Origin of the sequence: Ensifer adhaerens, assembly GCF_028993555.1 — a bacterium.
Lineage (GTDB): Bacteria > Pseudomonadota > Alphaproteobacteria > Rhizobiales > Rhizobiaceae > Ensifer > Ensifer adhaerens_I.
Genome location: NZ_CP118611.1, coordinates 1,367,166 through 1,379,505, shown reverse-complemented (window position 1 = coordinate 1,379,505; position 12,340 = coordinate 1,367,166). Strand labels below are relative to the sequence as shown.

Here is a 12,340-nt window from a genome sequence, read left to right as displayed (position 1 = left end):
CGAGGGGAAAGCCGCGCCGCTAGCCTCTTTGTTCTCTGAGGAAGATGGTCAAGGAGCGACCAGCATCAAGGATGTGGTCGCGCGTCAATGCACAGGCCCGTTCGGCGTCGCGTGCCATACAGGCATCCAGGATAGCCTTGTGCTCGCGACGCGCCCGGGCAACGCCTGACGTGAGCGTCAACTGCGCCCGAAGGTAGCGATCGATACGGTCGAGCGAGGCGCGGACGATCTGAAGATAATAGGGACGCCGCGCGGCTTCGTAGAGGCTGTAGTGGAAGTTGCGGTTGATCTCGCCCCAGCGATCCGCATTCTCCTCGCGCTCGAACTCCTCGCAATGCTGGCGTGCAAGCTCGAGCGTGCGACGGTCGAGATTGGGCACGGCGAGGCGAATGACTTCCGCCTCGATGAGCGCGCGGAACTCGAAAATCTCCTCGATTTCCTCGATCGAAAGTCCGGCGACGACCGCGCCCTTGTAGCGCTCGGTGGTGATCAGGCCGTGTTGCTCCAGTCGCGAAAGCGCCTCGCGCACCGGAATGCGGCTGGTATTGAACATCTGGGCGATATGGTCCTGCCGTAGGTTCTCGCCCTCGGCGAGATCACCTTCGATGATCGCCTTGCGCAGGGCTTCATAGACGATATCGGCGGCTGAGGCCGCTTGCCTGACATCGACGGCATCGAGTTTCATCGTGTTCAATCCTGCTGGCCAAACGGGCGCCCTCGGCGATTCCGAGTGTGCTGGCGCTGTTGATCAACGGTCATAGGTGCAATCCGGATGCCGGGCAACAAGATCCCCCATTTGTCTCGGTTGGGATTTTGAATATTTCAGATTGTATATTGGATCCAATTTTTCTATGAGTCCTTTCCAACAGCCGCAGGCGTGTTCACACTCTTGCTGCCGGAAGATCGGAATGCATGACAGGAACGCGGCTGGCATTGTCCGCCGCCCGGAAGGAGAAGAGGCATGCGCAGCAGCAAGATCGTCCACATCGTTTCGTGCCACGCGGAGGGTGAAGTCGGCGACGTCATCGTCGGCGGCGTCGCGCCGCCGCCGGGCAATACGCTCTGGGAGCAGCGTCGCTTCATCGCCGAAGACCAGACGCTGCGCAATTTCGTGCTCAACGAGCCGCGCGGTGGCGTCTTCCGCCACATCAACCTGCTGGTGCCGCCGAAGGATCCACGCGCGACCATGGGCTTCATCATCATGGAGCCCGAGGATACGCCGCCGATGTCCGGGTCCAACTCGATCTGCGTTTCGACCGTGCTGCTCGACAGCGGCATCGTGCCGATGCAGGAGCCGGAAACGCGCATGGTGCTGGAAGCGCCGGGCGGGCTGGTGAACGTCGTCGCTCAGTGCCGCAACGGCAAGGCCGAGCGCATTGCCGTTACCAACGTTCCGTCCTTCGCCGACAAGCTGGACGCCAAACTCGAAGTTGAAGGCCTCGGCACGCTGACCGTGGACACTGCCTATGGCGGCGACAGCTTCGTCATCACCGATGCGCGTGCACTCGGCTTTTCCGTGACGCCGGACGAAGCGCGAGAACTGGCCGAAACCGGCATCAAGATCACCCGTGCGGCGAATGAACAGCTTGGTTTCACCCATCCGGAAAACCCGGAATGGAACCACATCTCCTTCTGCCAGCTCACACTGCCGGTTGAGGAGAAGGACGGCGTCCTGCATGGCCGCAACACTGTCGTCATCCAGCCTGCCAAGCTCGATCGGTCGCCGACCGGCACCGGTTGCTCGGCGCGTATGGCTGTGCTGCATGCGCGCGGCGTGATGAAGGTCGGGCAACGCTTCAGCGGCCATTCCATCATCGATTCGACGTTTGATTGCCGCATCGTCGCCGAAGCGACGGTTGGTGGCCGCCCGGCGATCGTTCCCGAGATTTCGGGCCGCGCCTGGATCACCGGAACCCATCAAGTGATGCTCGATCCGGCGGATCCATGGCCGGCCGGCTACCGTCTTGCCGATACCTGGCCGCGCAAGCAGTAAGGCAAAACGAAGCGGGCTGCCTCTTGCAGCCCGCCTTTCGGCCACTCTGACCGGTCAGTCTTCTTTTATGATCCTGGTCGTGCCGACCCAGAGCTCGCGGGCCGGCCCCGCGCCGACATTGCGGGCGCGGTGGGGCAATGACGCTGGAAAGTGCAGCGTGTCGCCGGCCTTCAAGAGATATTCCTTGCCGTCGATCTCGTAGAGCATCTCGCCTTCTATCAGGTAGAGGAAATCCTCGCCTTCGTGACTGGTGAGCTCAGACGCATAGCCCTGCGGCATATGCGTGATGCAGCCGTTGAGGGCAGCGCCCGGAAAGCCGCGCTCGATCAGTTCGTAGACGCGTTCCTTGGTCTCGACATTGTAGCCGGGCCGTTCGCCGGCATGCGACACCATGGAATGGCCGTGCTGCGGCGGCTGCGACAGGAAGGTGTCGACGCTGGTGCCGAGCGCATTGGCCACATTGTAAAGCGAGATCAGCGACGGAGTGGAGATGCCGCGCTCGATCTGGCTGATGAAGCCCTCCGTAAGGCCGGCTTCGCGTGCCACGTCCTTCATGGTCTTGCCGATTTCCTTGCGGCGCGCCCTGAGCATCTGCCCAAGCGAGGCGGGCGTCGAGGCTTCGGGGAGGGTGGCGCTGCCGGCTGCTTCTGGCGCCTCTTCGATCTTCAGGGGCATGATTTTCTTTCCGCTTGACTCACGTCTATCGATGTACTTTAGTCCAGCTAAAGTTGGTTGGGCAAGCGATCAGATCGGATGCCGGCCTTCTTGAAAAGGGGAACTACAAGAACGTCTTCGCGGCAATCCGTCGGCGTCCAAAAACACTAAGAAAAATTGGATCCAATATCCAAACTGACGTGTTGAGCGCGCGATCGATGCTGGCTTCGGTCAAAAAGGAGGAGTGAGATGAAACGTATATTGCCAATTATGCTCGGAGCGACGCTCGGGTTGCTTGCAGCCACCTCGGCATTTGCGATCGAGCGCGGCGGCGCAATGACATTTGCGCGTTATGACGACTCGACCGTCATCGACCCCGTCTATGCCGACCGCAATCCGGACCTCTGGATGGTGAATGGCCTCTACGAAACGCTGCTGCGAAACGGGCCTGACGGCTCGATCGTACCGGGTCTTGCCGAAGCCCATGAGGTCTCCGCAGACGGCAAGACCATCACCCTGACGCTCAGAAGCGGCCTGAAGTTCTCCGACGGCTCGGATCTGACCGGCGCTGACGTCGTCTTCTCGCTCGATCGCGCCCGCGACGCCAATCTCGGCCCCTGGGCCGGCTTGCTCGGCGCGGTCGACAAGGTGACCGCCGACGGCAACAAGATCACCGTGTCGCTCAAGAATCCCGACCCGACGATCATCTCGATCCTTGCGACCTTCAACACCGGCATCATGCCGAAGGCGGCTTTTGAAAAGGCGGCCGGTGCGACGGACCAGGAGAAGGCGCGCGCCTTCTTCGCCGCCGGTCCGGTGACATCAGGTCCTTTTGTCATGAAGAGCCACGTTCAGGGTTCGAGCATGAGCTTCGAGCGCAACCCGAACTATTGGCGCCAGGGCGCGGACGGCAAAGCGTTGCCCTATCTCGACCGGGTAGAGTTCCTCGTCATTCCCGATGACGCCACTCGTATCCTCAAGCTTCAGGCGGGCGAGGTCGACGCGGCCGAGTTCATTCCCTTTGCGCGCGTCGGCGAACTCGGCGCTGACCCGAATCTGAAGATGGAGCTCTTCCCGTCGACCCGCATCGTCTACGCGCCGATCAACACCCGCGAGGCGAAGAAGGACGGTTCGAAGAACCCGCTCGCCGACGTCAGGGTACGCCAGGCGCTGAACTATGCGACCGACAAGACCGTGCTGATCAAGCTCGTCACCTTCGACACCGGCAAGCCGATGACCTCGCTGATGTCGGCAGCGACGCAGCTTCATTACGGCCCGGAGCCGCTTTACCCCTATGATCCGGAAAAGGCGAAGCAACTGCTTGCCGATGCCGGTCTCAGTGGCGGCTTCGAGGTGAAACTCACGACGCTTGCCGGCAGCGCCGACGACGCGACGCTGTTCACGGCACTTCAGCAGATGTGGGCGCCGCTCGGTGTCAACCTGAAGGTCGAACAGGTCGATAACCCGACCCGCGGCGAGAAGAACCGCTCCGGCGACTTCGACATCCACACCTACGGCTGGGCAAACGACGTCAACGACCCGGCGCAGGTAACCGGTTGGCTCGGCTACTACAAGCAGCGCCAGGCCGTCGGCACCGGCTGGAACAATCAGGAGTTCAACACGCTGTTCGAAGCTTCGAACATCGAAACCGATCCGGCCAAGCGCAAGGGCGAATACAAGCGGATGCAGGAGATCTACGCGACGGAAGCACCGTTGCTCTTCCTGTTCGAGACGCCGTTCGCCGTCGCCGTCTCGAAGTCGATCGAAGGCTATGTGCAGACGCCGCTCGGTGCCAACGACTTCTCTGAAGCCTGGCGCGCCGACTGATAACGCAACGCTCCCGGATGCTCCGCGGTTCGCCGCGCGTCATCCGGCTGAAGGTTGGATCCATGCCCTCACTTTCCTATCTCGTGGCACGGCTGCTGCAGATCATCCCGACGTTTCTGTTGGTGATGATCTTCATCTTTCTGCTCGTACGCCTTTTGCCGGGCGATCCGGCTATCGCCATGGCCGAGGCCAAGGCGACCGATGCCCAGCTTGAGCAGATCCGGCACAATCTCGGTCTGGATCAGCCCCTGCCGGTGCAGTTCCTCGTCTTCGTCAAGAACACGCTGACGGGTGATCTCGGCCGATCGATCATGCTGAAGGCGCCGGTGACGGAGATTATCCTTAGTCGCCTGCCGACAACGATTTACCTCGCGCTCTACTCGGTGGTGCTCGCCATTCTTCTCGCCGGACCGCTTGCGTTCGTTGCGGCGTCGCGAGTCAACAGCCCCGTCGATGTCGCCATCCGCAGCATCTTCCAGGTCGGACTTTCGATGCCGGTCTTCTACATCGGGCTCCTGCTCTTGACGGTGCTTGCGGCGCAGCTGCGCTGGTTCCCGGTCGGCGGTTACGGCAAGACCTTTCTTGCCAATCTCTACCACCTGATCCTGCCGGCACTGAGCGTCGCGCTCTACACGTCGGCGATCATCCTGCGCAATCTGCGCGCCTCGCTGATCGAGGTGCTCGACGCCGACTATGTGCAATTCGCGCGGGCCAAAGGCCTTTCGCCACGCATCATCATGACCCGCCACGTGCTGCGCAACGCGCTCGTCTCTACGGTGACGCTGCTGGGGCTTTCGATCGGCAACCTGATGAGCGGCACGCTGGTGACCGAGACTGTCTTTGCCATTCCAGGCGTCGGCCGGTTGATGCTCGAGGCGATTTTTGCCCGTGACTATCCGCTGATCCAGGGGCTGACGCTCACCTTCGCCGTGCTCGTCTCCGTCGTCTTCCTGTTGACGGATGTCGTGCAGTCCTGGCTCGATCCGAGGCTTCGCCAATCATGAGCGCCATCACGCAATCCCATTCAAGGACGCGGGGACGGGCCGCCGCCTTTCTGGCGCGTGCCTTTGCCCGCCCATCCTTCGTCGTCGGCATCGCCATCCTTGGGCTGTCTCTGGCACTCGCACTGTTTCCTGAGGTCTTCGCCCCCTATGACCCGCTCGCCTTCGACCTGCAGGCGATGCAGCAGGGGCCGAGCCTCGCCCATCCGTTCGGCACCGACAATTTCGGTCGCGATGTGCTTTCTCGGGTAATCTGGGCCTATCGTGTCGACATGCAGATGGCCTTCTTCGCGACGATTTTCGCGCTTTTGATCGGCCTCACCGTCGGCGCCTTTGTCGGCTATTACGGCGGCATCGCCGACGTGATCTTCGGCCGCTGCGTCGATGCCATCATCACCTTTCCCTTCCTGGTGCTGGTGATCGCCATCGTGGCGGTGCTCGGGCCTGGCCTCGTCAACATGTATGTGGCGATCACCGCAGTGAACTGGGTCTACTACGCCCGGCTGACCCGTGCCGAAATCATGGCGCAGAGGGCCAATGATTACGCCGCCGCCGGCCGGGTGCTCGGTTATTCCGATCGCCGCATCATCTTCCGCCATCTGCTTCCGAACGCGATCTCGCCGATCATCGTCTACTGGATGACCGACATGGCGCTCGCCATCCTGCTCGGCTCGTCGCTCGGCTATCTCGGCCTCGGCGCCCAGCCGCCGGCAGCCGAATGGGGCGTGCTGATCGCCGAGGGCCGCAATTTCCTGATGACGGCCTGGTGGATGAGCCTGATGCCGGGCATCGCCATCGTCCTGACCGGGCTCGGTTTCAGCCTCGTCGGCGATGCCCTTGCCGATCTGCTGCGGCCGAAGGGACGCTGATATGGCAACACAGACAAAATCCGTCGTACTCGACGTTAGGCATCTGCGCACCGAGTTCGGCTCGCGCGAGCGGCCGCTCGTTGCAGTCGACGACGTTTCGTTCCAGGTGGGACAAGGCGAGATTCTCGGCCTCGTTGGCGAGTCCGGCTCCGGCAAGAGCATCACGCTGCGCTCGATCCTTGGCATAGTCAGGCCGCGCGGACGCGTCGCAGGTGAAATCCTCTGGAATGGCCAGGACCTCGTCGCGCTCTCCGAGGCGCAGCTCCGGCGGATTCGCGGCCGGGAAATTGCGATGATCTTCCAGGAGCCGATGTCGTCGCTCAATCCACTGCTGACGGTCGGCCTGCAGATCTCCGAGAACCTGGTCGCGCACACGGACCTCGACGCCAAGCAGAGGAAGGCGCGGGCGATCGAGCTTCTTGAACTGGTTGGCATTCCTGCGGCCCGCAATCGTCTCGACAATTTCCCGCACGAGTTCTCCGGCGGCATGCGGCAGCGGGTAATGATTGCAATTGCGCTTGCTTCCAATCCGAAACTGCTTTTGGCCGACGAGCCGACCACGGCGCTCGACGTCACCATCCAGGACCAGATCCTGCGGCTGATCCAGCAGCTCAGCCGCGATCTCGGCATGGCCATGATCCTCGTCACCCACGACATGGGTGTGGTGGCTGAAACCTGTGACCGCGTCGCCGTCATGTATGGCGGACGGCTCTGCGAAATCGGGCAGACGGCCGATGTGATCGCCGATGCGCGCCATCCCTATTCGCTGGGGTTGCTGCGCTCGATCCCTCGTGACGTTGCGCCGAGAACGCCGCTCTATTCGATCCCCGGCGCACCGCCGGCCCTGAATGCGCTTCCGCCCGGCTGCGCCTTCAGTGCGCGCTGTCCCGTGGCTGGAAGCGAATGTCCTGATGTTCGGCCAGGGCTTCAGAGCGTCGGCGCGCTGCGACAGGTCGCCTGTCACCATCTACGGGATGCCCAAGTGCATTTCGGCCCGCGGGAGGCGGCGCAATGACTATGCTCACGCAAGCAGACCCCACGCCGTTGCTCTCGCTTCGCGCGCTTTCCATGCGCTTCGAAAAGCGGCGCTCGCTCTCAGATACGCTGGCCCGACGTCCGCATCAGATCGTTTCCGCGGTCAATGACGTCGACCTCGATGTGATGCCGAGCGAGACGCTGGGCATCGTCGGCGAATCCGGCTGCGGCAAGTCCACGCTGGCGCGACTGATCGCCGGGCTGCACCGGCCGACCGCAGGCGACATCCTGTTCGAAGGCGAAAGTGTCGTCGGCCTTAAGGGCGCGCGGCGGCGCGCCTACAATCGCCGCGTCCAGATGATGTTCCAGGACCCCTATACCTCCCTCAATCCGCGCATGACCGTGCGCGACACGCTGCGCGAGGCGATATCGGTGCATCGCATGCGCGAGGGAGCCGCGATCGACCGGCGTGTCGACGAGTTGCTCGATCTCGTCAGGCTTCCCGAGGGGGCGGCCGACAAGTATCCGCACGAGTTCTCAGGCGGGCAGCGCCAACGGATCGGCATCGCTCGGGCGCTGTCGCTGGAGCCGACCTGCCTCGTCGCCGACGAACTGGTCTCGGCGCTGGATGTGTCGGTCCAGGCGCAGGTCGTCAATCTGCTGATCGAGCTTCAGGACGAGCTGGGGCTGACGGTGCTGTTCGTCGCCCATGACCTGCGCCTCGTGCGCCACGTCTCGCACCGCGTCGCCGTCATATATCTCGGCGCGATCGTCGAGATCGGTCCGTCGGAGGCGCTTTTTTCGAAACCGATGCATCCCTATTCCAAGGGTTTGCTGGCGGCTGCACCGTCGCTCGATCCGGGTGCACGAAACCGCGCTCCGGCACTTTCCGGCGAATTGCCGAGCCCGCTCGCCATTCCGCCCGGCTGTCCGTTCCACGTGCGTTGCCCACACGCAAGCGAACTTTGCCGCCGCGAAAAGCCCGTGCTCCGTCCAGTCGGTGCCGGCATGACTGCCTGCCATTTCGCCGAGACCATCGCCAGCGACTGATCATTCTCAAAACAGGAAAGATGTTATGACACAGACAGCGAAGCCGGATATCTCCGGCCGGATCGGCGCCTTGCGCCGCAAGCTCGCCGAGACCGGCCTCGATGGCTACGTGGTGCCGCGGTTTGACGAGCATCAGGGCGAGTACTGCGCCCCGCACGACAATCGGCTGGCCTTCGTCACTGGCTTCACCGGCTCGGCCGGGGTCGCAATCGTCATGCGCGACCGTGCCGCGATTTTCGTCGATGGCCGCTACCAGGTGCAGGTGCGAGACGAGGTGGCTCTGGAGACCTTCACGATCGAGCACTTTTATGATGCGCCGCTGAAAGAGTGGCTGCGCAACAATCTGCGCAAGGGCGAGCGCATCGGCTTCAACGCCATGCTTTTGCCCTCCACCTGGGACGCGGACTGCGGCCAGTCGGTCGAGGCTGCGGGCGGCGTCTGGACGCCTGTTGACGAAGACTTTGTCGATGCGATCTGGACGGACCAGCCGGAAAAACCGCTTGGCAAGATCATGCCCTTTCCCGTCGCCTATTCCGGCGAAAGCGTCGCCGACAAGAAGCGCCGGATCGCAGCCATGCTGGCGGAGCAGGGGGCCGACGTGCTCGTCGAAGCGCAGCCTGATAACATCGCCTGGTTCCTCAATGTTCGCGGTCGCGACGTTGCCTTCAATCCGATGCCGCAATCCTTCCTGATCTTCGACCGCAACGGCCAGACCGAATGGCTGGTGGATCATCGCAAGCTGCCGAACGACCTGTCGGAGTTCGAACTCGACGATGTCGCGATCGCCGAACCCGGCCAGCTGCTCTCCCGCGTCAAGGCAATGACGGCGGGGCGCACGGCACTGATCGATCCGGGCTTCGCTCCTTCTGCCACCGCCCATGCGACACGGGCCTCAGGAGGGACCGTGCAGCTGGCGCGCAGCCCCATCACGCTTGCCAAGATGCACAAGAACGCCACCGAGCTCACCGGCTTCCGTGATTGCCACCGTCTCGACGGTGCCGCCTGGATTCGTTTTTTCGCCTGGCTTGAACAGAATGCCGCCGAACGGGATGCGGGCGGCTGGCCGGTGAGCGAACTGGAGGCAGAAGAGCGTATTCTTGGCTATCGGCAGATGGACGAGAGTTTTGTCGAGCCGAGCTTCCGGTCGATCTCGGCTGCCGACGGTCACGCGGCGATGTGCCATTACGCGGCGACCGAGAAGAGCAATGGCCTGATCCGCAAGGGTGGCGTCTATCTGCTCGACAGTGGTGGACAATATCTGACCGGCACCACCGATGCGACCCGCACGACGGCGATCGGTCCGATCAGCGATGAGATCAGGCGGGCCTATACGGCGGTGCTGAAGGGGCTGATCTCGATGGTGACGCTGAAGTTCCCTAAGGGAAGCTACGGCCACCAGCTCGACGCTTTCGCTCGCCGCCCGCTCTGGGATCTCGGGCTCGACTATGATCACGGCACCGGTCACGGCGTCGGCCATTTCCTCTCTGTCCATGAACAGCCACAGCGCTTTGATCGCCGTGTCAACGAGATCGAGCTGAAGCCGGGCATGGTGACGACGATTGAGCCCGGCTACTACAAGGCCGGGGCCTATGGCATCCGCATCGAGAACCAGGTGGAGGTGGTGGACGACGGCGACGGCTTCTTGAGTTTCCGCAGCCTGACGCTGGTTCCGATCGACATGCGGCTGGCCGAGGTCGGTCTGCTGACGCAAGCCGAGCGGCAGTGGATCGACGACTATCACCGGCGTGTTGTGCGGGAGGTAGACGATCTGCTCGACAGCGAAACCCTGGCCTGGCTGGCGGAGCGAACCGCGCCAATTGCCGGTTGATACGTGTCGCTTTCCGGCCGCGGAGCGGTCAGTGCAATTGTTTTCGACGGCGGGCCACGAGCCCGCCGTCTTGCTTCGTGGCAATGGCTTCTCTCCCATTCAGTCATTTCTCAGCCGATGTGAGCCCCCTTGCTCGCCGGCGCATTTTTGTGATAAATTTCACAAAAGCTGTTCGGGGTTGCAAGGACAGCGAAACCGATCCGGACACGGAAAAAACCATGGTCAGTCGCAAAACCGCCCGTATCATTCAGCTCGCAGACGCACTTTCCGGGCGCAGGGTGCTGCATCTGCGCGACGCCGCAGCCCTGCTTGGCGTCTCGGAAATGACGGTCCGCCGTGACGTTGCGGACAATCCGGGCCAGTTTGCCTTTCTTGGAGGGCACATCGTACCGGCAGGCGAAATTGAATCCGATGCACCCTATGAGCTCGCGCGCGAAGCCGACAGCCATGCAGCCGCCAAGCGCGAGGCTTGTATCCACGCCGCCCGCCACATTCGTCCGGATGAGACAATCTTCATTGATTGCGGTACCACGCTCGAATACCTCGTCGACCTTATTCCGGAAAATTATTCAATCACGGCAGTGTGTTATTCGCTCAATGTAGCGGAGAAGCTGACGCACAAGCCCAATGTCCGGATCGTCATGCTCGGTGGCGTCTATCACCCCTCGTCAGCATCCTTTTCCGGCAATTCCGGGCTGGAGACGCTCGATTCGCTCGGCATCAACGTTGCGTTCCTTTCGGCAGCCGGTGTCGATCCGGGCCGTGGAGCCACCTGCGTGCATTTCCATGAGGTGTCGGTGAAGCAGAAGGTGATCTCGCTGGCGCGTGAGAGCCATCTTGTCATTGACCTGAGCAAGATCGGCAAGCTGAAACCGGCCTTTTTCGCGCCTCTTCATGTCTTTCGCTCTGTCATTACCGAAGAAGGCGAAACCCTGGTGCCGGCGCAGTAATCGCGGGCCGATCAAAAATATTACGAATTCGTCAAAATCCGCACGCTTCGCTTGACACCCTCAATATTTGATGGAATAGTCACAAAAAATCGGTAGAAAAATAACAAAATTGACGATCTCCACGGCTGCGCCCTGGGTGTAGAGTTGTGCCGTGACAGGGAGTTCAAGGAGCCATCGCTTGGAAGACCTAGCTGTGAAAACTGGCGCGACGAAAGCCGCGCATTCGCCGGCGGCAGGCCACAACTGGCCACGCAACAACGGCATCGATCTCGACCTCGGCTGGGTGCTGGACCAGCGCGTGAACCTGTCGGCTGCCGAGCGTCGCGTGGCGACGCTTCCCGGTCGCCGGACGGTGAAGAAGGATGCGCAGGCGGCCTGGCTGCTGAAAGCCGTAACCTGCATCGATCTGACGACGCTCAACGGCGACGATACGACCGAGCGCGTCAAGCGCCTCTGCGCCAAGGCGCGCCAGCCCGTGCGCCAGGATATTCTCGATGCGCTCGGCATGGGCGCCCGCGGCATCACGACGGGTGCCATCTGCGTCTATCACCGTTTCGTTTCGACCGCTGTCGAGGCGCTTGACGGCTCCGGCATTCCGGTTGCCGCCGTCTCCACGGGATTTCCGGCCGGCCTCATCCCGCATGACGTGAAATTGCGCGAGATCGAAGCCTCGGTCGCCGATGGCGCCAAGGAAATCGATATCGTCATCACCCGCGAGCATGTGCTCACCGGCAACTGGCAGGCGCTTTACGACGAGATGCGCGATTTCCGCGCCGCCTGCGGCGATGCCCATGTGAAGGCGATCCTTGCCACCGGCGACCTGAAGACGCTGCGCAATGTCGCGCGCGCGTCGCTCGTCTGCATGATGGCCGGTGCCGATTTCATCAAGACGTCGACCGGCAAGGAAGGCGTCAATGCCACGCTTCTGGTGACGCTCGTCATGCTGCGCATGATCCGCGCCTATCAGGAGCAGACTGGCCTCAAGGTCGGCTACAAGCCTGCCGGTGGCATTTCGGCCGCCAAGGACATCCTGAACTACCAGTTCCTGATGAAGGACGAACTCGGCCGCGAATGGCTCGAGCCTGATCTCTTCCGCATCGGCGCATCGAGCCTGCTCGCCGATATCGAGCGCCAGCTAGAGCATCACGTGACCGGCGCCTACTCGGCCCTCAACCGACACCCGATTGGATGAT

At 62.2% G+C, this 12,340-nt stretch carries 11 protein-coding genes; 9 read left to right on the top strand and 2 right to left on the bottom strand.

The genetic code is table 11. The features are described 5' to 3' along the window. Positions 1–19: 19 nt before the first annotated feature. The gene (locus tag PWG15_RS26475) at positions 20–685 is read right to left on the bottom strand and encodes a GntR family transcriptional regulator (protein WP_058325998.1); all 666 of its coding nucleotides are present in this window, start codon (positions 683–685) and stop codon (positions 20–22) included. A gap of 276 nt (positions 686–961) precedes the next feature. On the opposite strand from PWG15_RS26475, the gene PWG15_RS26470 reads away from it, so the two are divergent. Then, entirely contained in the window at positions 962–1,993 is a 1,032-nt protein-coding gene (locus PWG15_RS26470) for a trans-3-hydroxy-L-proline dehydratase (RefSeq protein WP_275027118.1), read from the top strand. A gap of 54 nt (positions 1,994–2,047) precedes the next feature. Here PWG15_RS26470 and PWG15_RS26465 read toward each other — a convergent pair whose 3' ends face one another. After that, the gene (locus PWG15_RS26465; protein WP_275027117.1) at positions 2,048–2,668 is read right to left on the bottom strand and encodes a helix-turn-helix domain-containing protein; all 621 of its coding nucleotides are present in this window, start codon (positions 2,666–2,668) and stop codon (positions 2,048–2,050) included. 228 nt (positions 2,669–2,896) lie between these two features. On the opposite strand from PWG15_RS26465, the gene PWG15_RS26460 reads away from it, so the two are divergent. From PWG15_RS26460 to deoC, 8 genes are all read left to right on the top strand, one after another. After that, entirely contained in the window at positions 2,897–4,474 is a 1,578-nt protein-coding gene (locus PWG15_RS26460; protein WP_275027115.1) for an ABC transporter substrate-binding protein, read from the top strand. 62 nt (positions 4,475–4,536) lie between these two features. After that, complete coding sequence (locus PWG15_RS26455; protein ID WP_275027114.1) at positions 4,537–5,478, top strand: ABC transporter permease; 942 nt, start codon at positions 4,537–4,539, stop codon at positions 5,476–5,478. Continuing rightward, positions 5,475–6,344, top strand: coding sequence for an ABC transporter permease (locus PWG15_RS26450; RefSeq protein ID WP_275027113.1), 870 nt, complete (start codon positions 5,475–5,477; stop codon positions 6,342–6,344). The genes PWG15_RS26455 and PWG15_RS26450 overlap by 4 nt, the downstream gene beginning before the upstream one ends. Before the next feature lies 1 nt (position 6,345). Beyond that, positions 6,346–7,359, top strand: coding sequence for an ABC transporter ATP-binding protein (locus tag PWG15_RS26445; RefSeq protein ID WP_275027112.1), 1,014 nt, complete (start codon positions 6,346–6,348; stop codon positions 7,357–7,359). Then, positions 7,356–8,369, top strand: coding sequence for an ABC transporter ATP-binding protein (locus PWG15_RS26440; RefSeq protein ID WP_275027111.1), 1,014 nt, complete (start codon positions 7,356–7,358; stop codon positions 8,367–8,369). Before PWG15_RS26445 ends, PWG15_RS26440 begins: the two co-directional genes overlap by 4 nt. 25 nt (positions 8,370–8,394) lie before the next feature. Beyond that, positions 8,395–10,197, top strand: a complete 1,803-nt coding sequence (locus tag PWG15_RS26435; RefSeq protein WP_275027110.1) for an aminopeptidase P family protein — start codon at positions 8,395–8,397, stop codon at positions 10,195–10,197. 218 nt (positions 10,198–10,415) lie between these two features. Next, complete coding sequence (locus tag PWG15_RS26430; RefSeq protein ID WP_275027109.1) at positions 10,416–11,147, top strand: DeoR family transcriptional regulator; 732 nt, start codon at positions 10,416–10,418, stop codon at positions 11,145–11,147. Positions 11,148–11,325: 178 nt separating this feature from the next. After that, positions 11,326–12,339, top strand: a complete 1,014-nt coding sequence (deoC, locus tag PWG15_RS26425; protein WP_275027108.1) for a deoxyribose-phosphate aldolase — start codon at positions 11,326–11,328, stop codon at positions 12,337–12,339. Position 12,340 lies beyond the last annotated feature (1 nt).